We start from the raw sequence: 25,864 nt of genomic DNA, 5'->3' as shown, positions 1-25,864 counted from the left end.
GCCGCCCGGCGGCGGGATCTCAGCCGGTCCGGACCCGTTCGACGTGCCGGTGGGCGGGGCCGGCCAGCCGGGCGTGCATCTCGTCGAAGAGCTCGGACGCGTGGGTTCCGCTCCATTCGGCGGGCAGCAGTTCCCGCGCGACACCGGGATCGAGGTAGACCAGCCGGCGCCAGTCGGTGAGGACCCTGATGTACGTCGTGAACGCCTCCCCGTCCGTCACCCCCGGCCGCTGCGCGATCCGCTCGGCCACCGGGCGGTGCGCGGCGAGGAATTCGACGTACAGCCGTTGCAGCCGGGCGGTGTCCCACCAGGAGCGGACCTTCGCGGCGAGTTCGCCGCCGTCGCCCTCGCCGGCCGAGAGGTAGTCGGCCCGGAAGAGGTCGGCGTACGAGCGCAGGCCGTGTCTGGCCAGCATGGACTCCGCCTCGTCGTGCACATGCCCGGGTGCGATCCACACGCCGGCGGACACCGAGCCGAAGCCGAGCCGGGTGAGCTGGGTGCGCAGGGTGTGCCGCCTGGCGCGTTCGGACTCGGGCACCGAGAAGACGACCAGTACCCAGCCCTCGTCCACGGTGGCCCGTCGGGCGGCGAAGATGCGCGGATCGCCGTCGCGCAGCATGCGCTCGGTCTCGGGCGAGATCCGGTAGCCGGCCGCTCCGGACACCGTCCGGGCTTCGAGCAGTCCGGCCCGTTTCAGCCGGGAGACGCAGGAGCGTACGGTCGGTGCCTCGACGCCGAGGTCGGCGAGCAGCTGGATCAGTGAGGCCACCGACATCCAGCCGTCGGTGTCGCGCGCGTACAGCCCGTAGACGGTCACGATCAGCTGTCTGGGCTGCACCTTGCCCAGCGGGCCCGGTCCGGAGTCGTCCTCTTCCGCGCTCACCGTGTTCACGGCCTCATCCTAAGACCGACCGGCAATTGGGGGTGGAAGAAGGCGCGTGCCCAGCCCCGCGACGCCGCCCCCCAATTGCCGGTCGGTCCAAGCAGCGGGACACGGGTGGCGGACGGGCGGTTCAGGCGGAGGTGACGGGCAGCACGTCCGGCGACAGCGCGCCCGCGCGGGCGGTGGCGCTGGTGGTCCTGCGCTGATGGTGGCGCCGGCACAGCACCTCGTAACCGACCTCGCCCGCCTGTTGGTTGACGTCGCCCACGACCACCTGGGCGCCTTCGACGACCATCTCGCCGCCGACCGTCCGGGCATTGTGCGTGGCCCGTGCGCCGCACCAGCAGAGCGCTTCGACCTGGAGGGTCTCCACCCGGTCGGCCAGCTCGATCAGCCGCTGGGAGCCGGGGAACAGCTTGGTCCGGAAGTCGGTGGTGATGCCGAACGCGAAGACGTCCAGGTCGAGGTCGTCGACGATGCGCGCCAGCTGGTCGATCTGGACGGGGGCCAGGAACTGCGCCTCGTCCACGATCACGTAGTCCGCCCGGCCGCCCCGGCTTATCCGGTCGACGAGATGGGCGTACAGGTCCATGCCCTCGTCGGCCTCGACGGCGTCGGTGACCAGTCCCAGGCGTGAGGAGAGCTTGCCCTCCCCCGCCCGGTCGTCGCGGGTGAAGATCACGCCTTGCAAGCCGCGTGCCGAACGGTTGTGGCCGATCTGGAGCGCCAGCGTGCTCTTTCCGCAGTCCATCGTTCCGGAGAAGAACACAAGCTCGGGCATGAGAGGTCGAGCACCTTTCGGGCAAGCGAAGACGTGGGGGAAGGGATGCGGGGAGAAAAGCGGTTACGAGCGTACTTCGAGGAGCGGGACGAGCTGCTCGACGGGGGTCATCGAGCCGTGCATGCCCACCATCGCGGACTCGTGCGGCTCGTTGACGGAGGCGGTGATCACCACGTCGTCGTGGGCCGCCGCGACGACGTCGCCGATCCTGCCACGGACCCGTTCGTCGACCTTCGGGCCGAACCAGCCGGCCGCGATCGCCTCGTCCCGGCTCGCCACCCAGAACTGCTCGCCGAGCACTTCCTGCCAGACGGTCAGCACATCGTTCTCGGCGCCCGGAACGGCGTACACATGACGGGCCCGGCCCTCGCCGCCGAGCAGGGCGACGCCCGCGCGCAGCTCCCAGTCCTCGTCGAAGTCGATCCGGGACTGCTCGTCGAACGGGATGTCGATCATGCCGTGGTCGGCGGTGATGTAGAGCGCCGAGCGGGGCGGGAGCTGTTCGGCCAGGCGCCGCGCCAGCCCGTCGACATACATCAGCTGTCCGCGCCAGGCGTCGGAGTCGACACCGAAGCGGTGGCCCTTGCCGTCGACCTCGCTGTAGTACGTGTAGACGAGCGACCGGTCGCCCGCAGCGAGCCGTTCGGCGGCGATGTCCATCCGCTCCTCGCCGGTGAGCCGGCCCAGGAACGAGCCGCCGCTGAGCGCGACCTTGGTGAGCGGGGTCTGCTCGAAGGCGGGGGCGGAGACCTGGGCGGTGCGCACGCCCGCGGCGTCGGCGAGCTGGAAGACGGTGGGGTACGGCTGCCAGACCTTCGGGGAGGTCCAGGGCTTCCAGCGGAGCTGATTCATCAGCTCGCCGGTCTCCGGATTGCGTGCGCTGTAGCCGGGCAGGCCGTGCTCCCCGGGCGGCAGCCCGGTGCCCACCGAGGCGAGCGAGGTCGCCGTGGTGGCCGGGAAGCCCGCCGTTATCGGGCGGCCGGTGCCGCCGCGCGAGGTGGGGAGCAGGGAGTGCAGAAACGGTGCCTCGTCGGGGTGGGCCCTGATCTGTTCCCAGCCGAGGCCGTCGATCAGGAACACGCAGTTCCGGTCGGCGGGGGTGAGTTCGGGGATCGCCGCGGTGAAGCCGGCGACGCCCTGTCCGGCGGCGAGCGTGGGCAGCAGATCGGCGAGCGATCCGCTGCCGTACTCCGGCACCGGGGCGCTGTCGACGGAGAGCGGAACGGGGTCCTGCCAGGCCGGCTGAGCCATCAGCGGCCGGTCGCCGCGGTCGCGGCCGTGGCCTCGGAGAGCGACTGGGCGAAGGCGAGGGTCTGGCGCACGGTGTCCGGGCCATCACCGGCCTCGCTGACCCGCAGGCTCAGGTCGTCGGCGGTGGAGTTGCCGGTGTAGCCGTGGTCGGCCTCGCAGTTGGGGTCGCCGCAGGCGGCCGGCTCCAGGTCGATCCGGGAGACCGCGCCCCAGCCGATGGTGAGGACGACCTCGCGGGGCAGCGTGCCCGGTACGTACTTCTCGGGGTTGGCGACGACCCGGCTGACCACGACCGACGAGATCCGGTCGAGCTTGACCGACTCCGTGGAGGTGGTGGCGTACGGGGTCGGGGAGCTGGTGTCGGCGTTCTGCTCGTCGGTGTGACTGACGATGAAACGGTTGTCCGTCAGGACCAGGACCGTGACGTGACGGCGCACCTCGTTGGAGTCGAAGGTGGTCTCCTGGTGCACCAGGTACGAAGCGACCGGCTCACCGCCCACGGCGGCCTCCACCGCCTCGGCCACGAGGGCCGGGTAGTAGCCGCTGCGCTCGATCGCCGCGCGCAGCCCCTGGGTCGTCGTACCGGTCTTAGCCATGAGGACCATCCTACGGGGGGCGGATGACTGCCGGGGACGTTGCGCGGCAGGGCGGACCGGGAGCGGTGGGCGGGACGGCGCCCGCCCCGGCCGGCGTCAGTAGTTGGGGAGGCGGCGGGGGCCGAGGTCGGTGCGGGCCGGGGGCGGCGAGAGCCGGACGGCCGCGCCGAGGACGGTCAGCCCCTGAGTGGCGACCACCACGGGTTCCAGGGCGATGGAGACCACCTCGGGGTGGTCGTCGACGAGCCGGGAGACCCGCAGCAGCAGCTCTTCGAGGGATGCGGTGTCCACCGGCGCGGCACCGCGCCAGCCGAACAGCACCGGGGCCGCCCGGATGGACCGGATCAGCTCGGCGGCGTCGCGGTCGGTGGCCGGGACGAGGCGGTGGGCGGTGTCACCGAGGAGTTCGGAGGGCGCGCCGGCGAGCCCGAAGGAGAGCACGGCACCGGCCGCCGGGTCGATCGTGGCCCGTACGACGGTGTCGACGCCGCGCGGCGCCATGGCCTGGACCACCGGCTGGAGTTCGGCGGGCTTGCCGAGCAGGTCGGTCAGTTCGCCGTACGCCCGGCGCAGCGCGGTCTCATTGGCGAGGTCGAGCCGGACACCGCCGAGGTCGGCGCGGTGGCGCAGGTGCGGCGCGGTGGTCTTGAGCGCCACGGGGTAGCCGAGCCGGGCCGCCGCCGCGACGGCCGCGTCCGGGTCGGGTGCAGGGAGCGTCGGCCGCACGGTGATGCCGTAGCGGCCGAGGAGCTCGCGGGCCTGGTCGGGTGCGAGCTGGAGGCCCCTCGGGTCGGGGTCGGGGCCGAGGAGGGAGTCGATGAGTCCGGCGGTGCCGGGCTCGTCGATGGTGTCGTCGAGGAACTCGGGCACCTTGCCGGGCACGGCGGCCTGCCGTCGCCACTGTGCGTACCGCACCGCCTCGGCCAGGGCGCGCACCGCCCGTTCGGCGGCGGGGTAGGCGGGGATCCGGCCGTTGCGGGCGCCGGGGGCGCCGGCGACGGCGGTCGTGGGCGCCTGGCCGGAGCCGGGCGGGGTGGTGTCTCCGGCGACAGCTGTCGTGGGTGCCGGGCCGGAGCCGGGCGGGGTGGTGGCTCCGGTGCGGGTGGGGCTCGCGGCCGGGGCGGGCTGTGCCGGGGGGCGCGGCTGGGCGACCGTGCTGGTGGCCGCGGCGAGGGCCTCGGCCAGCCCGCCGATCTCGACGTGCACGACGGCCACCGGCTTGGCCGGGCCCGCGGCGGCGGCCGTGTGCAGGGCGGCCGCGAGCACCTCTCCGTCGCCCGATTCCGCCTCTCCGTCCTCGCCGACCCAAGGGATCGCCGTCACGACCACCGAGTCGCAGCCGTCGTCGGCGAGGGCCTCGGCCAGGGCGTTCCTGAAGTCCTGCGGGGTGGCGGCGGTGGTGAGGTCGAGGGGCGGGCGCGGGCGCAGCCCCTCGGCGAGGCAGGCGTCGTACGTGAGGAGGCCGAGCGATTCGGAGTTGCCGAGGATCGCGACCCGGGGGCCGGCCGGGAGCGGCTGGTCGGCGAGGAGGAGCCCCGCGTCGACCATCTCGGTCACCGTGTCGACCCGGATCACGCCCGCCTGCCGCATCAGCGCGGAGACCGTCGCGTCCGGGATGCGGCTGACCGGCACCGCGTGGCCGGGCGGGGTGGAACCGCTGTGCCGGGCGCCCTTCACCACGACCACCGGCTTCACCGCCGCGGTGCGCCGGGCGAGGCGGGTGAACTTGCGGGGGTTGCCGAGCGATTCGAGGTACAGCAGGGCGACGTCGGTGTCGGGGTCCTCGTACCAGTACTGGAGGAAGTCGTTGCCCGAGATGTCGGCACGGTTGCCCGCGGAGATGAAGGTGGACAGGCCCGCGCCGCGCCGGTAGAGCCCGGAGAGCAGCGCGATGCCGATCGCTCCGGACTGGGTGAACAGGCCGATGCGTCCGGGGGCGGGCGGCTCGGGGGCGAGCGAGGCGTTCAGCCGGACCGTTTCGGCATTATTGATCACGCCGAAGGCGTTCGGGCCGATGATCCGCATCCCGTACGAACGGGCCTGCCGGACCAGTTCGCGCTGCCGTTCCCGGCCCTCGGCGCCCCATTCGGCGTATCCCGCGGAGAGCACGACCAGGCCCTGGACGCCGTGCTCGCCGCAGTCCGCGACGGCCTCCGGGACCCGGTCGGCGGGAACGGCGACGACCGCGAGGTCGACCGGCTCCTCGATCTCGCCGATCGAGCGGTGGGCGGGGACGCCGTCCACGGTGGCCCGGTCGGCGGGGAAGGAGCGGTTCACGGCGTACGTGCGGCCGGTGAAGCCGGCTCCGAGGAGGTTGCGCAGGACCGTGCGGCCGACGCCACCGGGGGTCCGGCCGACGCCGATGACGGCGACGGAGCCGGGGGCCAGCAGGCGCTGCACGGACCGCGCCTCCGCCCGCTGTTCGCGGCCGCGCTGGACGGCGAGGGACTCGGCGGTCGGTTCGAGGTCCAGAGTGAGGTGGACCGAGCCGTCCTCGAAACTGCGCTGCTGGGTGTACCCGGCGTCCCGGAACACCTTGATCATCTTGTTGTTGGCGGGCAGCACCTCGGCGGCGAAGCGGCGGATGCCGCGCTCACGGGCGACGGCTGCGATGTGTTCGAGGAGCGCCGAGGCCACGCCCCGGCCCTGGTGCGCGTCCTGGACGAGGAAGGCGACCTCGGCCTGGTCGGCGGGGGCGGAGGCGGGCCTGCCCCGCTCGTCGATCCGGTCGTAGCGGACGGTCGCGATGAACTCGCCGCCGACCGTGACGGCGAGCCCCACCCGGTCGACGTAGTCGTGATGGGTGAAGCGGTGCACGTCCCGGTCGGACAGCCGTGGGTACGGGGCGAAGAACCGGTAGTACTTCGACTCGTCGGAGACCTGCTCGTAGAAGCTGACCAGCCGTTCGGCATCGTCCGTGGTGATGGGCCTGATGCGCGCGGTGCCTCCGTCGCGGAGCACCACGTCCGCTTCCCAGTGGTCGGGATAAGCGTGATGCGGACTCTGCTCCGGCGCGGGCTGCATGGGCAAAGAGTACGGCTCCGTCAGCGGTCGCGTAGGTCCCGGGGCCGGGGCAGTCTGAGAGGGCCGATCGGCGGGTCCTCAGGCGTTACGGGCTGCTCCCGGGGTCGGCCGGAGCACTGCGCACCGCGTGAGAGACTGGTCTAGACAACTGTTGATTCGTGAAGGGCAGAACCATGGCTGAGCGCCGCGTCAACGTCGGTTGGGCCGAGGGCCTGCACGCCCGCCCCGCTTCCATCTTCGTCCGTGCCGCCACGGCTTCCGGCGTCCCCGTGACGATCGCCAAGGCCGAAGGCAACCCGGTGAACGCCGCTTCCATGCTCGCGGTTCTCGGCCTCGGCGCGCAGGGTGGCGAGGAGATCGTGCTCGCGTCCGAGGCCGACGACTCCGAAGCCGCCCTGGACCGTCTGGCGAAGCTGGTCGCCGAGGGTCTTGAGGAGCTCCCGGAGACCGTCTGAAACATTTTCCGCGAGAGAGCCGTGGCACCCTGAACCGGGGCCGCGGCTCTTTTGTCTTCCGGTGCCGCCGGAAAAATCAGGCACGCGGAATACAGGTGGAACGAAATCCGGGCAGTACTGAATTCGGGCAGGACTGAATTCAGACCGGGCACATTTGGACCGTCCGGAACGCGCCCGCGCAATGGCTTCTCTCTGTATACGGCTTGTATACGGCGCGATTGTTAATGCCGGACACCCGCGCTGTTTACGGAATGTTGCGAGGTCCTCACCCGCTCGGCCCCGGGCGCGCCGGGCCGTCGGCGCAGCCGGTGCGCGGCCGCGGCCCGTTCCGCGTGATGGGCGGCCAGCGCCCTGGCCCGTTCCGCGTCGCCGCGCGCCACCGCGTCCACGATCGCCCCGTGCTCGGCCCAGGCATCCACCGGCCGGGCGAGCTGCTCGACCGCGTACATCCAGTCGATCTTGTGCCGCAGCTGGGTCAGCAGCGCGATCAGGCCGGGGCTGCCGGAGGCCTGCGCCAGCGTCTCGTGGAACCAGCCGCCCAGCGAGCGCAGATCGTCGCCCTCGCCGCGCCGGGCCCGGTCCTGACCGAGCCGCACGAGGCCGCGGAGCACCTTGAGGTGTGCCTCGGTGCGGCGTTGCGCGGCGCGGGCGGCGCCCAGTGGCTCCAGCAGTGTGCGGACCTCCAGGAGGTCGGCCGCCTCCAGCTCGGTGGGTTCGGCGACGCAGGCGCCCGCGTGCCGCCGGGTGACCACGAAGCCCTCGGACTCCAGGGTGCGCAGCGCCTCGCGCACCGGGACGCGGGAGACCCCGTAACGGCGGGCCAGCAGTTCCTCCGTGAGTCGGCTGCCGCGTTCGAAGACACCGGAGACGATGTCGTCGCGGATTGCCGTGCATACCGAATGCGCCGGAATGCGCATGTCCGAACCTCCGCCTCAATCCCCGCGAATCGCGGCCGGCCTACGCCTGTTCCGCGACTCTATTGCAATGCGGCCGAATTTCCGATGCCGGGCGGGAATTCATGAATATCTTCTGGCCGCGGAACGGTTCGCCGGGCGGTCGCCCCCAGCGGCCGGGGCGGCGGGCACGTCGAAGGCCCCGGCGCGCTGCCGGGGCCTTCGACGAAGTGGTGCGGTGGAGCGTCGGTCAGACGCGGACGCCGTGGGCGCGCAGGTACGCGACCGGGTCCATGTCGGAGCCGTACGACGGGGTCGTACGGGCCTCGAAGTGGAGGTGCGGTCCGGTGGAGTTGCCGGTCGAGCCGGAGAGGCCGATCTGCTGGCCCGCGCCGACGCTCTGGCCGACGGAGACGCCGATCGAGGAGAGGTGGCCGTACTGCGTGTACGTGCCGTCCGTCATCCGGAGCACGATGTTGTTGCCGTACGCGCCGCCCCAGCCGGCCTCGACGACCGTGCCGGCGCCGACGGCGACGACGGAGCTGCCGGAGGCGGCGTGGAAGTCGATGCCGGAGTGGCTGCCGGAGGACCAGAGCGAGCCGCTGGACTTGTAGCCGGTGCTCACGTACGAGCCGGCGACCGGGAGCCGGAAGGAGCCCAGGCGGGTGCGCTCGGCGGACCGGGCGGCGCGGGCCTTCTCGGCGCGGGCCTCGGCGGCACGCTTCGCCTCGGCCTTGGCCCTGGCCTTCGCCTCGGCCTTCTTCTTGGCCTCGGCCTTGCGGTGGGCCTCGGCCTCGGCCTTCGCCTTCGCCGCGACGTCGGCCTGGTGCTGCTGGGCGTCGGCCTGGGCGTCGATCCGCTCGGCGAGGGTCTTGTCGATGGCGATGACCTGGTTGAGGCCGGTGTCGCTCACGGAGGGTGCGTCGGAGTCCGCGGCGAAGGCGGGAGCGGCCAGGCCGCCGATGACGCCGGTGGTGGCCAGAGCCGCGACGCCGACGGCCTTCGCGCTGCCGCGCGTCAGTCGGCTCGGGGCACGGTGCTTCCCGGTGGCACGGGTGAACGCCATGGAGTGGCTGGTCCTTTCCTTCCTTCTCGCCTACCGGGTTAGCTGACGGGTTCGGAGCAGGAAGGTCTCCTACGGACGCCCCGGCCCCATCCGGGCTCAGGCATCCGATTCACCCCAGGGACTGCGTGGGTCCCCGGCTCCCCAGGCTCGCGCCTGACGGGGACTCGGCGATGACTGTCCGGTACGTCGCGGATGCGGCATACGAGTGGCGGGCAGTCGAGCCGACGCTAAGCGGGGTCACTTTCATTCACCAAACGGACAGGCCGTTTTGTAGCGCATCCCACAGGGCAGACAGGCAACCTCCCCCTCAGAACGGACAAAAAGGAGGGCCCCGGCGAGATCGCGCTCGCAGGGGCCTCCTCTATGTCCCGATATGCGGTGAAATACTGAGGTGGGACGTGCCGTGGCGGGCCGGTCGTCAGCCGGTGACCACCGACACCTTTCCGATGCCCAGGGCCCGGACGGGCTCCTCGATCCGGGCCGCGTCGCCGACGAGGATCGTGACCAGCCGGTCACCCGGGAAGGCGTTGACGACCGCCGCGGTCGCCTCGACCGTGCCGGTCTCCGCGAGCCTGGCGTACAGCTGCGCCTGGTAGTCGTCCGGCAGGTGCTGCTCGACCTGGTCGGCGAGGGTGCCCGCGACGGAGGCCGCCGTCTCGAACTTCAGGGGTGCCACACCCACGAGGTTCTGCACGGCCGTCTCGCGCTCCTCGTCGGTCAGGCCCTCGGCCGCCAGGGTCCGCAGGACGGTCCACAGGTCCTTGAGCGCCGGCTCGGTGGACTCGGTGTCCACCGAGCCGCTGATGGCGAGCATCGCGGCGCCGGTCGCCCCCGAGGCGGAGTCCGGGGCCGAGGACCGCAGCACCTGGGCGAAGGCCCGCACGCCGTACGTGTAGCCCTTCTCCTCGCGCAGCACCCGGTCGAGCCGGGAGGTGAGGGTGCCGCCCAGGCAGTACGTGCCGAGCACCTGGGCCGGCCACACGCTGTCGTGCCGGTCGGCGCCGATCCGGCCGATGAGCAGCTGGGTCTGCACCGCGCCCGGACGGTCGACGATGACCACCCGGCCGGTGTCGTCGGCGGTGATCGGCGGGGCGGGGCGCGGCGCGGCGGTGTCTCCGGACCAGTCGCCGAGGGTGTCGGCGAGCAGGGCGTCCAGGTCGATGCCGGTGAGGTCCCCGACGACCACGGCGGTCCCCGCGGACGGCCTGATGTGGGCGTCGAAGAAGGCGCGCACGGCCGCCGCGTCGATCCGCTCCACCGTCTCCTCGGTGCCCTGGCGCGGGCGCGACATCCGCGCCGTGGCCGGGAACAGCTCCTTGGAGAGCTGCTTGGCGGCACGCCGGGCCGGGTTGGCCTGCTCGTGCGGGATCTCGTCGAGCCGGTTGCGTACCAGCCGCTCGATCTCGCTCTCGGCGAAGGCGGGCGCCCGCAGCGCCTCGGCGACCAGCGCGAGGGCCTTGGCCAGCCGGGAGGCGGGGACCTCCAGGGAGACCCGGACACCCGGGTGGTCGGCGTGCGCGTCGAGGGTGGCGCCGCAGCGCTCCAGCTCGGCGGCGAACTCCTCCGCCGTGTGCTTGTCGGTGCCCTCGTTCAGCGCGCGCGACATGATCGTGGCCACGCCGTCGAGGCCCTCGGGCTCGGCGTCCAGCGGGGCGTCGAGGAAGATCTCGACCGCCACGACCTGCTGGCCGGGGCGGTGGCAGCGCAGCACCGTGAGGCCGTTGGGCAGGGCGCCGCGCTCGGGCGCGGGGAAGGCCCAGGGGCGGGCGGTGCCCGGGGCCGGCTGCGGGTGGTACTGCATCGAAACTCCAGTCGCGGCAGCGTCGGTCACTGGTCCGCCCCTTCGTGCGCGTCGGTGTCGGTCTCGTCGGTGTCCGCCGCGTCCGCGGGCTCGGCCGGTTCGACCGGCTCGTAGACCAGCACCGCGCGGTTGTCGGGGCGCAGCTGGGCCTTGGCAGCCGCCTGCACCTCCTCCGCCGTGACGTCGAGCACCCGCTGAACGGCGGTCAGGGCGAGCTGCGGGTCACCGAACAGCACGGCGAACCGGCACAGTTCGTCGGCGCGGCCGGCGACCGTACCGAGACGGTCCAGCCACTCGCGCTCCAACTGGGCCTGCGCGCGCTCCATTTCCTCGGGCGTGGGGCCGTCGGCGGCGAACCGGGCGAGCTCCTCGTCGACCGCGGCCTCGACCTGCGGCACCTCGACGCCGCCGGACATCTTGACGTCCAGCCAGCCCAGCGAGGGCGCGCCGGCCAGCCGCAGCAGCCCGAACCCGGCCGCCACGGCCGTACGGTCACGGCGGACCAGGCGGTTGTGCAGCCGCGACGACTCGCCGCCGCCGAGCACGGTCAGCGCGAGGTCCGCCGCGTCGCACTCGCGGGTGCCGTCGTGCGGCAGCCGGTAGGCGGCCATCAGCGCCCGCGCCGGGACCTCCTCGCGCACCTCCTCGCGCAGCTGCTCGCCGATGACCTCCGGGAGCGTGCCGTCGCGCGGCGGCTGCTTGCCGTCGTGGGACGGGATGGAGCCGAAGTACTTCTCGACCCAGGCGAGGGTCTGCTCGGGGTCGATGTCGCCGACCACCGAGAGCACCGCGTTGTTGGGCGCGTAGTACGTACGGAAGAAGGTGCGCGCGTCCTCCAGGGTCGCGGCGTCCAGGTCGGCCATCGAGCCGATCGGGGTGTGGTGGTACGGGTGGCCCTCGGGGTAGGCCAGTGCCGTCAGCTTCTCGAACGCCGTGCCGTACGGGACGTTGTCGTAGCGCTGGCGGCGTTCGTTCTTGACGACGTCGCGCTGGTTCTCCATGGACTCCTCGTCGAGCGCGGCGAGCAGCGAGCCCATCCGGTCGGCCTCCAGCCACAGGGCCAGCTCCAGCTGGTGCGTGGGCATGGTCTCGAAATAATTGGTGCGCTCGAAGCTGGTGGTCCCGTTGAGCGAGCCGCCGGCCCCCTGCACCAGCTCGAAGTGGCCGTTCCCCTTGACCTGGCCGGAGCCCTGGAACATCAGGTGCTCGAAGAGGTGAGCCAGCCCGGTGCGTCCCTTGACCTCGTGGCGCGAGCCGACGTCGTACCAGAGGCAGACCGCGGCGACCGGGGTCAGATGGTCCTCTGAGAGCACCACGCGCAGGCCGTTGGCCAGGCGGTGCTCGGTCGCTGTCAAGCCGCCGGAGCCGGCCTGAGCGGTGGCCGTGTGACCCATGGGCATGTACGTCCCTTCGATCGCGATACTGGATTTCCTGCGAGACCTGCCACCTTAGGCAAGCGCACGGGCACCTGGCGAAGTTCCCGTAACCCGGAAGTTCGCGTGAAAGGGGGGCGCATCCCCCGCGCGGCGGGGCGCGAAAGCGCCTCGACCGGGGCCCGGAACGCCTCTTGGGACGGGTCGAGGTCGGCGATGTCAGTGCGGCGGTCCACAATGGTCCGCGACAGAACCTGAGGTTGCCCGAACAGAATCCGTGAAGGAGTCGCAGCAGCGATGGCCCGCCGCAGCACGAAGACCCCGCCGCCGGACGACTTCGAGGAGAAGATCCTCGACATCGACGTCGTCGACGAAATGCAGGGCTCCTTCCTCGAGTACGCGTACTCGGTGATCTACTCACGGGCCCTGCCCGACGCCCGCGACGGCATGAAGCCGGTGCACCGCCGCATCGTGTACCAGATGAACGAGATGGGCCTGCGCCCCGACCGCGGCTTCGTGAAGTGCGCCCGCGTCGTGGGCGAGGTCATGGGTAAGTTGCACCCGCACGGCGACGCGTCGATCTACGACGCGCTGGTCCGTCTGGCGCAGCCGTTCTCCATGCGGCTCCCCCTGGTCGACGGCCACGGCAACTTCGGCTCGCTCGGAAACGACGACCCGCCGGCCGCCATGCGGTACACCGAGTGCCGGATGGCCGACGCGACGTCACTGATGACGGAGTCGATCGACGAGGACACCGTCGCTTTCCAGTCGAATTACGACGGCCAGGAGACGGAACCGACCGTTCTCCCCGCCGCGTACCCGAACCTCCTGGTCAACGGCTCGTCCGGGATCGCGGTCGGCATGGCGACCAACATGCCGCCGCACAATCTGGGCGAGGTCATCGCCGCCGCCCGGCACCTGATCAAGCATCCGGGCGCGGACCTGGAGACCCTGATGCGGTTCGTGCCCGGTCCCGATCTGCCCACCGGCGGCCGGATCGTGGGCCTGGGCGGCATCAAGGACGCGTACGCCCGCGGCCGCGGCACGTTCAAGATCCGCGCGACCGTCTCGGTGGAGAACGTGACGGCCCGCCGCAAGGGCCTGGTCGTCACCGAACTGCCCTTCGCCGTCGGCCCGGAGAAGGTGATCGCCAAGATCAAGGACCTGGTCTCGGCCAAGAAGCTCCAGGGCATCGCGGACGTGAAGGACCTGACCGACCGCGAGCACGGCCTGCGCCTGGTCATCGAGGTGAAGAACGGCTTCGTGCCGGAAGCCGTTCTGGAGCAGCTCTACAAGCTGACGCCGATGGAGGAGTCCTTCGGCATCAACAACGTGGCGCTGGTCGACGGTCAGCCGCTCACCCTGGGGCTCAAGGAGCTGCTGGAGGTCTATCTCGACCACCGCTTCGACGTGGTCCGCCGGCGCAGCGAGTTCCGCCGGGGCAAGCGCCGCGACCGGCTGCACCTGGTCGAGGGCCTGCTCGTCGCGCTGATCGACATCGACGAGGTCATCCGGATCATCCGGTCCAGTGACAATTCGGCGCAGGCGAAGGAGCGGCTCATCGAGCGCTTCTCGCTGAGCGAGATCCAGACGCAGTACATCCTGGACACCCCGCTGCGCCGGCTGACCCGGTTCGACCGGATCGAGCTGGAGAGCGAGCGGGACCGGCTCAACAGCGAGATCGAGGAGCTGACCGCCATCCTCGAATCGGACACCGAGCTGCGCAAGCTGGTCTCTTCGGAACTGGCCGCGGTCGCCAAGAAGTTCGGCACCGACCGGCGCACGGTGCTGCTGGAGTCGGCCGGTTCGCAGGTCTCCTCGGTGCCGCTGGAGGTCGCCGACGACCCGTGCCGGGTGCTGCTGTCGTCGACCGGCCTGCTGGCCCGTACCGCCAATGACGAGCCGATCGTGCTCGCCGAGGACACCAAGCGTGCCAAGCACGACGTGATCGTTTCGGCGGTGCCGGCGACGGCCCGCGGCGATGTCGGCGTGGTGACGTCGACGGGCCGGCTGCTGCGGCTCGCGGTGATCGATCTGCCCCAGCTGCCGAACACCCATGCGGCGCCCAGTCTGTCGGGCGGGGCGATGGTCGCGGAGTTCCTCACGCTGGAGAGCGACGAGTCCGTCGTCTGTCTCACCACGCTCGACGAGGCCTCCCCCGGCCTGGCGATCGGCACCCTCCAGGGCGTCGTGAAGCGGGTGGTGCCGGACTACCCGGCCAACAAGGACGAGTTGGAGGTCATCACCCTCAAGGACGGTGACCGGATCGTCGGCGCCGCCGAGCTGCGGACCGGCGAGGAGGATCTGGTCTTCATCACGTCCGACGCGCAGCTGCTGCGCTATCCGGCGGCACAGGTGCGGCCGCAGGGCCGTCCCGCCGGTGGCATGGCGGGGGTCAAGCTCACGGCGGACGCCGAGGTGATCTCGTTCACGGCGGTGGATCCGGCCGCGGACGCGGTGGTGTTCACCGTCGCGGGCTCGCACGGCACGCTGGACGACTCGGTGCTGACGTGCAAGCTCACCCCGTTCGACCAGTACCCGCGCAAGGGCCGGGCCACCGGTGGGGTGCGCTGCCAGCGGTTCCTCAAGGGCGAGGACCTGCTGGTGTTCGGCTGGGCGGGTGAGACGCCCGCCCGCGCCACTCAGGAGAACGGCACGCCGAGCGAGCTGCCGGAGCCGGACCCGCGGCGCGACGGTTCGGGAACGCCGCTGATCAAGCCGGTCGCGGTGATCGCGGGACCGGTGTAGCCGGTCGTCGGCCGGGCGACGCGTGGCGGAGTGCTACGCGTCGTCGTCGGGCCGTTGTACGTACCGCAGGACGCCCCACATGCTTCGTTCGTGTGCGGCGTCCTGCGTCGCGTCCGGGGCCGGCGCGGCGTTCTCGCGGCAGTCGGCCAGCTCCTTGTGCAGCGAGTCGGGGGCGATGCCCGAGCCGATCAGCACCAGCTGGGTCCGGCGTGGTTCGTCGCGCCCCCAGGGCTGCGGGTCGAACCGCAGGAACCTGCCGACCGCGTGCAGGGCGTACTTGTTGGCCCGGTCGCCCACGCCGAAGTCGACGAACCCCTTGATCCGGTAGAGGCCCTGCGGCCGGGAGTCGAGGAACTCCATCAGCCGGCGGGGGTTCATGGGCACGTCCGCGGTGAAGGAAACGCTGTCGTAAGCGGCGTGCAGGTGGTGCGCGTGCCCGCCCTCACCCGCCTCCTCCTCGCTCTGAGCCCGGAGCAGATCCTCGAAGGTGAGCTGACGGACCTTCTCCTCGCCGTCCGGCCGCAGTGCCGGGTCGAAGAGCAGCTCCGGGTCGACGCGTCCGTACGTGGCGCGGATGACGGCCGCCCCGGGGCGGCCGGGAGCGCCTGTCGCGGCGATGACGTCCTGGATGCGGGTCTGTTCCTCGCTCGCGACCCGGTCGGTCTTGTTCAGGACGACGAGGTCGGCGACGGTGAGATGGCGGTCGATCTCGGGATGGCGGTCCCGGGTGGCGTCGAACTCGGCGGCGTCGACGACCTCGACCAGTCCCCCGTACACGATGTGCGGATTCCCGCTGGCGAGGATCATGCGTACGAGTTCCTGCGGCTCGGCCAGTCCGCTGGCCTCGATCACGATCACGTCGAGACGGGCGGCGGGCCCGGTCAGCGTCTCCAGGAAGGTGTCGAGTTCGCTCGCGTCGACCGCGCAGCACAGGCAGCCGTTGCCCAGCGAGACCGTGGAGCCGGCCTGTCCGGAGACCGTCATGGCGTCGATCTCGATGGCGCCGAAGTCGTTGACGATCACGCCGATCCGGTTTCCCGCGCGGTTGCGCAGGAGGTGGTTGAGCAGCGTCGTCTTGCCCGACCCCAGGAACCCCGCGAGGACGATGACCGGGATCTGCTGCTTGCGGGGCGGGGACGACGCGTTCAACGGAGACCTCTCTCGGGGTCCTCAGGGCATGGGGACCGGCTGGGGCGGGGGCGTACCGACGTAGCGGGCCGCCGGGCGGATGATCTTCGAGTCCTCCGCCTGCTCCAGGATATTGGCGCTCCAGCCGACCGCCCGCGCCGCGCAGAACGTCGGCGTGAACATCTCGCGCGGCAGCCCGCACAGTTCCATGACGACTCCGGCGTAGAACTCCACGTTGGTGTGCAGCTCCCGGCCCGGCTTGAGCTCGGCGAGTATCGCCTCGACCTGGCGCTCGACCTCGACGGCGAAGTCGACGAGCGGGCCGCCGAAGCTCTGGGCGATGCCCCGCAGCATTCGTGAGCGGGGGTCCTCGGTGCGGTAGACGGGGTGTCCGAAGCCCATGATCCGCTCGCCCGCGAGCACCCGTTCACGGATCCAGCCGTCGATGCGGTCGGGGGTACCGATGGCGTCCAGGGTGTCGAGCGCCCGGCTGGGGGCCCCGCCGTGCAGCGGCCCGGAGAGCGCGCCGACGGCCGCCACCAGGCAGGCCGCCACGTCGGCGCCGGTGGAGGCGACGACGCGGGCGGTGAACGTCGAGGCGTTGAAGCCGTGGTCGACGGTGGAGATCAGGTACTGCTCCACGGCCCTGGCACGGGCGGCGTCCGGTACGGAGCCGGTGAGCATGTAGAGGTAGTTGGCGGCGTGGGGCAGGTCGTCGCGCGGCTCGACCGGTTCGAGGCCCCGGCCGAGGCGGTGCAGGGCGGTGAGCACGGTGGGGACGGCGGCGCAGGCGGCCAGCGCGTCGGCGCGGCGGTCGTCGGCGTCGATGTCGTACACCGGCCGGAAGCCGGTCGAGGCGCCGAGGAGCGAGAGGGCGGTGCGCAGACCGGCCAGGGGTCCCGAGCCGGCGCGTGCGATGGCGGGCAGGGCGTCGCGGACCTCGGCGGGCAGCGGCCGCAGCGCGGCGGTGCGGGCGGCGAATTCGGTGCGGGCCGCGGCGTCGGGCAGCGTGCCCTCGGACATCAGGTACCAGACGTCCTCGAAGCTGCGGGTCCGGGCCAGTTCGATCGCCGAGTACTGCCGGTAGTGGTAGAAACCCTCGCGTCCCCGGACGTCGCCGAGGGCCGTGTCGGTGACGACGACACCCGCGAGACCTCGGGGTACGTCGAGCGGGGTTCCGCCGGTCGTGGTCGGCATCTCTTCCTCCGTGAGTGTTCCGGTGGATTCATTGATATTGATCCAGACCTTCCATGCTTGACTATAATCCTGTCAATGTTGATTGAATCAATATGGATACGGTTGCGATATGAAGGATCAAGCAGAGCCCGGCGACGACCCGGGGGCGACGGCTCCGCGTCGGCTCAGCACCCGGGAGACGGCCGAACGCCTCGGCGTGAAGCCCGAGACGGTGTACGCGTACGTCAGCCGGGGCCAGCTGAGCAGCAGCCGCGCCCCGGGCGGCCGCGGCAGCACGTTCGACGCCGCCGAGGTCGATGCGCTGGCCCGCCGCACGGGCCGCAGGACCCCCTCCCCCGCCGCTGTCGGTGACCTGGCCTTCCGTACCGGCATCACGCTGATCGAGGACGACGCCTACTACTTCCGCGGGGTCGACGCGGTCGAGCTGGCCCGGCGGTACGCCTACGAGGAGGTCGCCGAGTGGCTCTGGACCGGTGAGCTGCGGCCCGGCGTCCGCTTCACGGCACCGGACGAGACGCTGGCCGCGGCGCGCCGGGCAGTCGGCGCGCTGCCCGTGCACAGCGGCTCGACGGACCGGTTGCGGGTGGCGGTGGTCGCCTCGTCGACCGCCGATCCGCTCCGGTTCGACCTCTCGCACGAGGCGGTGCTCGCCGCCGCGCGGAGCCTCGTCCCGACCCTGGTCGGCGCGCTCCCCCCGGCCGTGGACGCATCGTCGGCGGCTGGGAGAGCCGAGGTACGGGCGGAGGCGAGCGATGCCGGGCTGGCCCGGCAGCTGTGGCCGAAACTCACCCCCCGACCGGCCGACGAACCGTCGATCGCCGCGCTGGACACCGCTCTCGCCCTGCTGATCGACCACGACCTCGCGGCTTCGACACTGGCCGCCAGGGTCGCCGCGTCCGCCCGCGCCCATCCGTACGCGGTGGTCTCCGCGGGCCTCGGAGTCCTGGAGGGCCAGCTGCACGGGGCGGCGAGCGGGCTGGCGCACCGGATGCTGACCGAGGTCCTGGAGCGGGGCAGCGCGGTACCGGTGGTCGCGGACCATCTGCGTACCGGACGCAGGGTGCCCGGACTCGGCCACCGGCTCTACACCGCCGAGGACCCGCGGGCGCGGGCGCTGTTCGCCCTGCTCGCACAGGTGCCGCAGGCGGCAGCGGCGCTCGCCGCGGCACGCGACGTGGTCACCACGACGGCCCGGCACACTCCCCTGCACGCCAATGTCGACCTGGCGCTCGCCGTGCTCTCGGTCTCCTGCGGCATGTCCGCGGAGGCCGGTGAGACGGTGTTCGCGGTGTCCCGCACGGCCGGCTGGATCGCCCATGCCCTGGAGGAGTACAGCGAACGGCCCCTGCGGATGCGCCCCAGAGGGCAGTACGCCGGGCCCCGGCCACCGCAGCCGCTGCCCGCCGCCACGGGCGAACCGCCGCGATAGACGGTCCGCAGGGCACGCACGAGGGGAGTTCGCGCGAGGGGAATTTCAGAAAGCGCCGGAATGCCCTTTACCGTTCATACGATGAGCGCCCCACCGCCCACCGCCAGGAGAGCACGCCGGTCCGTCTGGCCGCGGCGGGTCTTCTCCCAGGTCCTGCTGATGCAACTGGCCATCGCCACCGGCGTCACCGTGCTCGCCACCGGCCTCTTCCTGGCACCGCTCAGTGCCCAGCTCGACGACCAGGCGATGCGCCGTGCGCTGGCCATCGCGCAGAGCACGGCGGCCGAGCCGCGGCTCACCGAGGCGCTGCTCGCCACGGCCCCCTCCCCCACCGGCCCCGTGCAGTCCGCGGCCGAGCGGGTCAGGCGCGCCACCGGCGCCGAGTACGTCGTCGTCATGGACCGGCGCGGGGTGCGCTGGTCGCACACGGACGCCGACGAGATCGGCAGGGTCGTCTCGACCGACCCGAGCGACGCCCTCGCGGGCCGAGACGTCATGGAGATCGACAGCGGGACGCTCGGCCGCTCCGCCCGCGGCAAGGTGCCGCTGCGCGACGGGGCGGGGCACGTCGTGGGCGCCGTCTCCGTCGGGATCGCGTACGACAGCGTGCGTGCCCGGCTCCTCGCCGCGATTCCCGGGCTGTTCGCCTACGCGGGCGGTGCGCTGGCCGTCGGGGCACTGGCCGCCTATATGGTCTCCCGGCGTCTTCAGCGGCAGACCCATGACCTCGCGTTCTCCGACATCTCCGCGCTGCTCACGGAGCGCGAGGCGATGCTGCACGGCATCAGGGAAGGGGTCGTCGCACTCGACCGGACGGGCCGGATCCGGCTGCTCAACGACGAGGCGCAGCGGCTGCTCGGGCTCGGTCCCGATGTGGCGGGCCGCCCGCTGGACGCCGTGCTCGGCGCGGGCCGGACGGCCGATGTGCTGTCGGGCCGGGTGCTCGGCGACGATCTGCTGACGGTGCAGGGTGCGCGGGTCCTGCTCGCCAACCGGATGCCGACCGACGACGGCGGCGCCGTAGCCACCCTCCGCGACCGCACCGAACTCGAACATCTGGGCCGCGAGCTCGACTCGACGCGCGGCCTGATCGACGCGCTGCGGGCCCAGGACCATGAGCACGCCAACCGGATGCACACGCTCCTGGGGCTGCTGGAACTGGACATGCACGAGGACGCCATGGAGTACGTCACCGAGATCGTGGGCGTCCACCGGGCGACCGCCGAGCAGGTCACCGAGAAGGTGCACGATCCACTGCTGGCCGCGCTCCTGGTCGGCAAGGCGACCGTGGCTGCGGAGCGCGGTGCCGCACTGCGCCTGGCCCCGGGGACGCTGCTCCCGGACCGTCTGGTCGATCCTCGCGGGCTGGTCACGGTCGTCGGCAACCTGGTGGACAACGCGCTGGACGCGGCGGCCGGGGCGGACGGTGCGCTGGTCGAGGTGGGTCTGCGCGCCGAGGGCCGTACGGTGGTGCTGCGGGTCAGCGACAGCGGCCCCGGAGTGCCGCCCGGTCAGCGTGAATCGATCTTCACGGAGGGCTGGTCGACGAAGGAGGTCCCGGCGCACGGCAAGCGCGGCCTGGGCCTCGCCCTGGTGCGGCGGCTGGCACAACGGCAGGGTGGCAGCGTCGGCGTCGACGAGGCCGTGGACGGCGGCGCCGAGTTCACCGTCGTACTGCCGGAGGCCCTCACCGACACGGTGGAAATGACCGAATCGAATACCGGCATCGCGGGAGAAGCGCAGTGATCGAGGTCCTGGTCGTGGACGACGACATCCGGGTCGCGAAGGTCAACGCGGCGTATGTCGCCAGGGTGCCGGGATTCCGGGTGACCGCCCAGGCACACTCCGCCGCCGAAGCCCTTGCCACGATCGAGAGCCGGCCCGTGGACCTGGTGCTGCTGGACCACTACATGCCCGACCGCAACGGCCTGGCCATGGTGCGGGAGCTGCGCAGGCGCGGCCACCACACCGACGTGATCATGGTGACGGCGGCGCGCGATGTCGCCACCGTGCAGGAAGCCATGCGGCACGGCGCCCTGCAGTACCTGGTGAAGCCGTTCGCCTACGCGGGGCTGCGCACCAAGCTGGAGGCGTACGCGGCCCTGCGCCACGCCCTGGAACGCGGCGGCGAGGCCGAACAGGGCGAGGTGGACCGGCTCTTCGGCGCTCTGTGGGCGGCGGGCGAACCCGATCTGCCCAAGGGCCACTCGCCGACCACGGCGGAACTGGTCAGGCAGGCGCTCCGCAGCGCGGAGGGGCCGCTCTCCGCTCAGGAGATCGCGGAGAGCGCCGGCATGAGCAGGCAGACCGCACAGCGCTATCTGAAGCTGCTGGAACGGACCGGCAGGGTACGGCTGACGCTGCGGTACGGCGAGACGGGCCGCCCGGAACACCGCTACACCTGGTCCACCGGCGCACAGGCCTGACCCTGCCCGGCCAGGGATGTCCAGCGGCTCACGGATGTTCACCGCGGTCCCGCACGGAGGCCAGGGTCTGGCCATGGGGTCGACGGGGGACAGTTTCCGGAGCCGTTGGGCCCTCGCGGCCGCTGGTCCGTGGAACGCGCAGGCTGGTCCGTGGAACGCGCAGGCCCACTAGACCGCGCCCGCACCGGTCAGCGCGCGGACCTCGGTCTCCGCGTGCTTGGCCTCGTCGGGCGGATCGGTGGAAGTGACCGTTCCGACCCAGCCGGCCAGGAAGCCCAGGGGGATGGAGACCAGTCCGGGGTTCTCCAGCGGGAAGAGCTGGAAGTCGACGCCCGGGAAGAGCGAGGCGGGGCTGCCGGAGACGACCGGGGAGAGCAGCACGAGCAGCACGGCCGGAATCAGCCCGCCGTAGACGGACCAGACCGCGCCCCGGGTGGTGAAGTTCCGCCAGAACAAGGAGTACAGGAGCACCGGAAGGTTGGCCGAGGCGGCGACGGCGAAAGCGAGTCCCACCAGGAACGCCACATTCAGGTTCTGGGCGATCAGCCCGAGCCCGATGGCGGCCACCCCGATCGCGGCCGCGGCCACCCTGGCCACGGCGACCTCGCTGTACGGCTTGGAGCCCGGGCGCCTGATCGAGGCGTAGAGGTCGTGGGCCACGGAGGCGGACGAGGCGAGGGTGATCCCCGCGACGACCGCGAGGATGGTCGCGAAGGCGACCGCGGCGACCACGGCGAACAGGATCGTTCCCCCGGTGGACCCATCGCCGCCGCCCAGCTCCATGGCCAGCAGCGGGATCGCGGTGTTGCCCGCGGCGTTGGACGCCCGCACATCGGCGGAACCGACCAGAGCAGCCGCCCCGAACCCGAGCGCGATCGTCATCAGGTAGAAGCTGCCGATGAGCCCGATCGACCAGACGACCGAACGGCGGGCCGCACGGGCGGTGGGCACGGTGTAGAACCGCGACAGGATGTGCGGCAGCCCGGCGGTACCGAGCACCAGTGCCAGCCCCAGGCTGACGAAGTCGATGCGCGCGGTCCACGATCCGCCGTACCGGAGACCTGGCGCCAGGAAGCGGCTTCCGTGCCCGCTCCGTTCGGCGGCGGAGTTGAGCAGGGCGTTGAAATCGCCATGGAAGCGGAGCAGGACGAGAACGGTGAGCACGACCGCTCCCGCCATCAGCAGAACGGCCTTGACGATCTGGATCCAGGTGGTGGCGCGCATCCCGCCGAGCGACACATAGATGACCATGAGTGCCCCGACGCCGATGACGGTCCAGGAGCGGGCGGCGCCGCTCGTACCACCGAGAAGCAGCGCGACCAGGCTGCCCGCACCCACCATCTGCGCCACCAGATAGAGCACGGAGACGGTGACGGATGAAGTGCCCGCCGCGATCCGGACCGGACGCTCCGCCATCCGCGCCGCCACCACGTCGGCGAGCGTGAACCGGCCGCAGTTGCGCACCAGTTCCGCGACGAGCAGCAGCACGACGAGCCAGGCGACGAGGAAGCCGACCGAATAGAGCATGCCGTCATAGCCGAAGAGGGCGATCAGACCGGAGATACCGAGGAAGGAGGCGGCCGACATGTAGTCACCCGCGATGGCGAATCCGTTCTCCATGGGGGAGAACAGACGGCCGCCCGCATAGAACTCCTCCGCCGAGCCATGGCGGTTACGGCTCACCCAGGTGGTGATGGCGAGCGTCACCGCGATGAAGGCGCTGAACAGCAGGAGCGCCAGCGTCTGATGGTTCCCGTTCAACGTCCGGCTCCCCTCGTCATCTCCTGTGTCTCCCAGCGCAGTTCGAGTGCGGCCCGGTCCCGGCGCAGCCGCGCGTGGCGCGCGTACGCTCCGGTGAGGAGGAAGGTCGTGAGGAACTGCCCGAGCCCCGCGACCATCGCCACATTGACCGCCCCCGCCACCGGGCGGGCCATCAGTCCGGGCGCGGTGATCGCGGCGACGACGTAGACGAGGTACCAGGCGAGGAAGGCGAGGCTGGCGGGGACGACGAACCGCCGGTACCGGCGGCGCACTTCCTGGAACGCCTCGCTGCGCTGCACCTCCAGATAGATGTCGGCCGCGCTGTGGCCGCGCCGCGGGTCCACGGGCCCGGGTGGTCCGGCGGGAGCGAAGCCCCCCGCACCGTCCAGCTCGCCCCATCCGGAGGCCGGCGCGTCGTACCACGGGTCGTCGAGCCGCATCGCTGCGGCCTCACGCCCTGCTTCCTTCTCCACGGAACAACTCCCCTTGTCCACGGACCACTTCGGCCGTGTACCCAAGAATGGGCAGATCGGGAAGATCCCGGGCACTTCATTCGCCGGTCTTCACCTCTTCAGGTGATGGCTCATCCGGGCGGCTGTGCGAGGCCCCGAACATACGCGTAGCGAACGGCCTGTGCCCGGTCGCGCACTCCGGCCTTGGCGAAGAGGTTGTTGATGTGGCTCTTCACGGTGGCTTGCGAGATGTTCAGACTGCGGGCGATCTCCAGGTTGGACAGGCCCTCCGCGATCAGCAGCAGCACCTCCAGCTCACGTGGCGTCAGACCGTCGGGCAGCTGCGGCTCCGGTGCCGTCGGGAGCGGTGGCGGGCCCGCGGTCACGCGCTCCAGCAGACGACGCTGCACACTCGGCGAGAGGCCGGCCTCGCCGGACAGCACCGCCTGGATGGCCCGTACGATCTCCTCGCCCCCGGCGTCCTTGGTGAGATAGCCGCGGGCTCCGGCCTGCAGCGCGGGGAAGAGCGAGTCGTCGTCCGCGAAAGTCGTGAGCACCACCACCTGGGTCCCCGGATGGTCCCTGCGGATCCGCCGTGTCGCCTCCGCCCCGTCGCACCGGGGCATCCTCAGATCCATCAGAACGACATCGGGGGCCAGTTCGGCCACGAGCTCCACAGCTTCCTCCCCGTCCTTCGCCGACCCGACCACCTCGATTCCGGGCAGCAGCCCCAGCAGCATCACAATCCCCTCACGCACCACCGACTGGTCGTCGGCGACCACGACCCGTGCGTTCACGTCGGCACCCGCAGACTCACCACAAAACCCTCCTCGCCGGGGCCTGCCTCCAGCGTCCCGCCCATCAGCTCGGCCCGTTCCCTCATCCCGAGCAGACCGTATCCGGAGCCACTGCCGGACAGCTCTCCCCCGGGTCTACGTCCACCCGAATCACTGACCTCCAGGGCGACTTCGTCCGGCAGATACTCCAGCCTCACGAGAACCCTGGCCCCCGGCGCGTGCTTGCGCACATTGGTCAGGGCCTCCTGCGCCACCCTCCGAACCGTCTGTGACGCCTCGGCGGTCAGCGTCCGCTGCTCCCCCTCCACACTGACCTGCGCCGGATCCGTGGCCACCAACTGCTCCAGGAATTCTTCCACCGGAGACACCTCCCCCCGGAGCGCGGAGAGGGCCTGCCTGGTCTCCGCGAGCCCCTCACGTGCCATGGCACGCGCCGCCACGACCCGTTCCAGCACCCGGTCCCGGAACTCCCCCGCAGGCTCCCGCTCGATCAGCAGCCGTGCCGCCTCCAGATGCACCAACTGGGCGGAGAGGCTGTGTGCGAGCACATCATGTATCTCCCGGGCGATCCTGGCCCGCTCGTCCAGCGCGGCCGTCTCGGCCTCGGCCTTGCGTGCCGCACGCTCCTGCACCAGGAGCCGCTGGGCGCTTCCCCGGGCCTCGGCATCCAGCCGGAGCACGTAACCCGCCAATGAGAGACCCGCTGTGGACATGGCCGTGGAGAGCCAACCGTCGGTGTTGACGACGGCGTACGCGCCGAGGGCGACGGCCGTGGCCGGGAGGCCCGCGGTGAGCGGCAACCGCTCCAGCGCGGCGATCGCGCATCCGCACCAGAGAATCACCGCGGGCACATCGGCACCGGCCTGCTGCGCCCCGAACGCCACCAGCATCAACAGCGCCAGCAGTCCCAGCGAGGGCCACAGCCGGTGTTCCAGGCTGGTCCGGAAGAACGCCCAGGCGGCGAACGCACAGCCCAGTACACCCACCAGACCGAGCACGATCTCCCAGGGCCCGAACTGTCCGCCGCTGAACGTGCCCCAGAGCATGGCGGTGAGCAGCCCCACCCGGATGGACCAGGTGATCAGCTTTCGCGGACGCGTACGGCTCGTTCCCGACAGAGCTTCCCAGGACGGCCAACTGGTCCAGGTCGTACGCGTCGTCATACGCGGTCCTTCCACGCCGGCCGCGACATCGCCCTGCCGTCGGAGCCACCGTACGCGGAGCCACCATGCATGGAGTCGCCGCGCACGGAGTCGCCGGACGCCGGACGCATCTGCCCGGCCCGCCACATCAGCGCACCGCCGCGCGCCACCAGCATCGCCGCGAGGGCCGCCAGCAGGGCCGCGGTGCCCTGATGTATACCCATCAGGGCGGCAGCCCCGTAGAGAGCCGCCCGCAGCGCCAATCCCCCTGTCCAGACGAAGGCGGTGGCCCTGGTGCCCTTGCTCCACAGCGAGCCGTCCGCCTCGCGCCACAGCCGGGTGGTCCAGGCCCAGCCGGCGCCCGTCACGAGCCCCACCACCATCTCGGCGCCCAGGACCGCTGCGGACAGCGCCACGTGACGCGGATCCACCAACCCGGGCTCGCGCAGCGACAGGACGAGGAGTATCCCCGGCAGGACCCACCAGCGCCGGTCGTCCGTGATCCGCTGTGCCGAGCACTGGCGGAAGACGACGACAGCGATCACTGCGCCGATCACCAGGACGTTGACGACCCCTGACATGGCTGCCTCCGATGTGCGGGAAGGTGAATGCCTTCGACGCTACGGAAGCGGCCTGATCGGAGCATCGGCTCAGGGGTTGA

At 71.7% G+C, this 25,864-nt stretch carries 21 protein-coding genes and 1 riboswitch; of the genes, 5 read left to right on the top strand and 16 right to left on the bottom strand.

The annotated features are described in order from the left end of the window. Positions 1-19: 19 nt before the first annotated feature. The 5 genes from ABZ622_RS25365 to ABZ622_RS25345 form a co-directional block, all read right to left on the bottom strand. Positions 20-892, bottom strand: coding sequence for a PaaX family transcriptional regulator C-terminal domain-containing protein (locus ABZ622_RS25365; protein ID WP_360546817.1), 873 nt, complete (start codon positions 890-892; stop codon positions 20-22). A 121-nt stretch (positions 893-1,013) separates the two neighbouring features. After that, on the bottom strand, positions 1,014-1,664 hold the full coding sequence (locus tag ABZ622_RS25360; protein ID WP_124720986.1) for a thymidine kinase: 651 nt from the start codon (positions 1,662-1,664) through the stop codon (positions 1,014-1,016). A 63-nt stretch (positions 1,665-1,727) separates the two neighbouring features. After that, the gene (locus ABZ622_RS25355) at positions 1,728-2,915 is read right to left on the bottom strand and encodes a nucleotide pyrophosphatase/phosphodiesterase family protein (protein ID WP_360546815.1); all 1,188 of its coding nucleotides are present in this window, start codon (positions 2,913-2,915) and stop codon (positions 1,728-1,730) included. Beyond that, positions 2,915-3,511 (bottom strand): DUF5998 family protein, encoded by a 597-nt coding sequence (locus ABZ622_RS25350; RefSeq protein WP_093539487.1) that lies wholly within the window; start codon positions 3,509-3,511, stop codon positions 2,915-2,917. Before ABZ622_RS25350 ends, ABZ622_RS25355 begins: the two co-directional genes overlap by 1 nt. 96 nt (positions 3,512-3,607) lie before the next feature. Further along, a complete protein-coding gene (locus ABZ622_RS25345) occupies positions 3,608-6,535 on the bottom strand; it encodes a GNAT family N-acetyltransferase (protein WP_360546813.1) in 2,928 nt (975 codons plus the stop codon). 173 nt (positions 6,536-6,708) lie between these two features. Between ABZ622_RS25345 and ABZ622_RS25340 the strand changes: the two genes are divergently transcribed. Continuing rightward, positions 6,709-6,990 carry an HPr family phosphocarrier protein gene (locus ABZ622_RS25340; protein ID WP_360546811.1) on the top strand — a complete coding sequence of 94 codons (282 nt, stop codon included), beginning with the start codon at positions 6,709-6,711 and terminating at the stop codon, positions 6,988-6,990. 221 nt (positions 6,991-7,211) lie between these two features. Here the strand turns inward: ABZ622_RS25340 and ABZ622_RS25335 are convergent, their stop codons facing one another. The 4 genes from ABZ622_RS25335 to ABZ622_RS25320 all read right to left on the bottom strand — a co-directional run bounded on the left by ABZ622_RS25335 (position 7,212) and on the right by ABZ622_RS25320 (position 12,150). Continuing rightward, positions 7,212-7,907 (bottom strand): GntR family transcriptional regulator, encoded by a 696-nt coding sequence (locus ABZ622_RS25335; RefSeq protein ID WP_360546809.1) that lies wholly within the window; start codon positions 7,905-7,907, stop codon positions 7,212-7,214. Between the two features lie 226 nt (positions 7,908-8,133). After that, positions 8,134-8,949 (bottom strand): M23 family metallopeptidase, encoded by an 816-nt coding sequence (locus ABZ622_RS25330; protein ID WP_360546807.1) that lies wholly within the window; start codon positions 8,947-8,949, stop codon positions 8,134-8,136. A 13-nt stretch (positions 8,950-8,962) separates the two neighbouring features. Further along, positions 8,963-9,129, bottom strand: a riboswitch (cyclic di-AMP (ydaO/yuaA leader). A gap of 238 nt (positions 9,130-9,367) precedes the next feature. Then, positions 9,368-10,750: a pitrilysin family protein gene (locus tag ABZ622_RS25325; protein ID WP_360546805.1), complete on the bottom strand. Its 1,383-nt coding sequence runs from the start codon at positions 10,748-10,750 to the stop codon at positions 9,368-9,370. Positions 10,751-10,776: 26 nt separating this feature from the next. After that, positions 10,777-12,150 carry a pitrilysin family protein gene (locus tag ABZ622_RS25320; RefSeq protein WP_360546803.1) on the bottom strand — a complete coding sequence of 458 codons (1,374 nt, stop codon included), beginning with the start codon at positions 12,148-12,150 and terminating at the stop codon, positions 10,777-10,779. 270 nt (positions 12,151-12,420) lie between these two features. Between ABZ622_RS25320 and ABZ622_RS25315 the strand changes: the two genes are divergently transcribed. Continuing rightward, a complete protein-coding gene (locus ABZ622_RS25315; RefSeq protein WP_360546801.1) occupies positions 12,421-14,871 on the top strand; it encodes a DNA topoisomerase IV subunit A in 2,451 nt (816 codons plus the stop codon). 33 nt (positions 14,872-14,904) lie between these two features. Here the strand turns inward: ABZ622_RS25315 and ABZ622_RS25310 are convergent, their stop codons facing one another. Both ABZ622_RS25310 and ABZ622_RS25305 read right to left on the bottom strand, forming a co-directional pair. Beyond that, positions 14,905-16,020: a GTP-binding protein gene (locus ABZ622_RS25310; protein WP_360546799.1), complete on the bottom strand. Its 1,116-nt coding sequence runs from the start codon at positions 16,018-16,020 to the stop codon at positions 14,905-14,907. A gap of 21 nt (positions 16,021-16,041) precedes the next feature. Continuing rightward, positions 16,042-17,196, bottom strand: coding sequence for a citrate synthase/methylcitrate synthase (locus tag ABZ622_RS25305; protein WP_360546797.1), 1,155 nt, complete (start codon positions 17,194-17,196; stop codon positions 16,042-16,044). Positions 17,197-17,305: 109 nt separating this feature from the next. Here ABZ622_RS25305 and ABZ622_RS25300 point away from each other — a divergent pair, with 109 nt between their 5' ends. The 3 genes from ABZ622_RS25300 to ABZ622_RS25290 all read left to right on the top strand — a co-directional run bounded on the left by ABZ622_RS25300 (position 17,306) and on the right by ABZ622_RS25290 (position 21,051). Continuing rightward, entirely contained in the window at positions 17,306-18,625 is a 1,320-nt protein-coding gene (locus ABZ622_RS25300; RefSeq protein WP_360546795.1) for a citrate synthase, read from the top strand. 81 nt (positions 18,626-18,706) lie between these two features. Then, positions 18,707-20,371: a sensor histidine kinase gene (locus ABZ622_RS25295; RefSeq protein WP_360546793.1), complete on the top strand. Its 1,665-nt coding sequence runs from the start codon at positions 18,707-18,709 to the stop codon at positions 20,369-20,371. Next, positions 20,368-21,051 carry a response regulator gene (locus tag ABZ622_RS25290; protein ID WP_360546791.1) on the top strand — a complete coding sequence of 228 codons (684 nt, stop codon included), beginning with the start codon at positions 20,368-20,370 and terminating at the stop codon, positions 21,049-21,051. Before ABZ622_RS25295 ends, ABZ622_RS25290 begins: the two co-directional genes overlap by 4 nt. Before the next feature lie 168 nt (positions 21,052-21,219). On the opposite strand, the gene ABZ622_RS25285 is transcribed toward ABZ622_RS25290, so the two are convergent. From ABZ622_RS25285 to ABZ622_RS25265, 5 genes are all read right to left on the bottom strand, one after another. Beyond that, positions 21,220-22,812: a cation acetate symporter gene (locus tag ABZ622_RS25285; protein ID WP_360546789.1), complete on the bottom strand. Its 1,593-nt coding sequence runs from the start codon at positions 22,810-22,812 to the stop codon at positions 21,220-21,222. Then, positions 22,809-23,252, bottom strand: a complete 444-nt coding sequence (locus ABZ622_RS25280) for a DUF485 domain-containing protein (protein ID WP_259933888.1) — start codon at positions 23,250-23,252, stop codon at positions 22,809-22,811. The genes ABZ622_RS25285 and ABZ622_RS25280 overlap by 4 nt, the downstream gene beginning before the upstream one ends. A gap of 143 nt (positions 23,253-23,395) precedes the next feature. Further along, positions 23,396-24,061: a response regulator transcription factor gene (locus ABZ622_RS25275; RefSeq protein WP_266911307.1), complete on the bottom strand. Its 666-nt coding sequence runs from the start codon at positions 24,059-24,061 to the stop codon at positions 23,396-23,398. Further along, complete coding sequence (locus ABZ622_RS25270) at positions 24,058-25,224, bottom strand: histidine kinase (protein ID WP_360546787.1); 1,167 nt, start codon at positions 25,222-25,224, stop codon at positions 24,058-24,060. Before ABZ622_RS25270 ends, ABZ622_RS25275 begins: the two co-directional genes overlap by 4 nt. Then, entirely contained in the window at positions 25,221-25,784 is a 564-nt protein-coding gene (locus tag ABZ622_RS25265; protein WP_360546785.1) for a DUF1453 domain-containing protein, read from the bottom strand. Before ABZ622_RS25265 ends, ABZ622_RS25270 begins: the two co-directional genes overlap by 4 nt. Positions 25,785-25,864 lie beyond the last annotated feature (80 nt).

Source organism: Streptomyces sp. NPDC007164 (assembly GCF_040634135.1).
In the GTDB taxonomy this organism is placed as follows: domain Bacteria; phylum Actinomycetota; class Actinomycetes; order Streptomycetales; family Streptomycetaceae; genus Streptomyces; species Streptomyces sanglieri.
The sequence above is the reverse complement of the archived record's forward strand: the minus strand, read 5'-3'. Positions and strand labels throughout refer to the sequence as shown.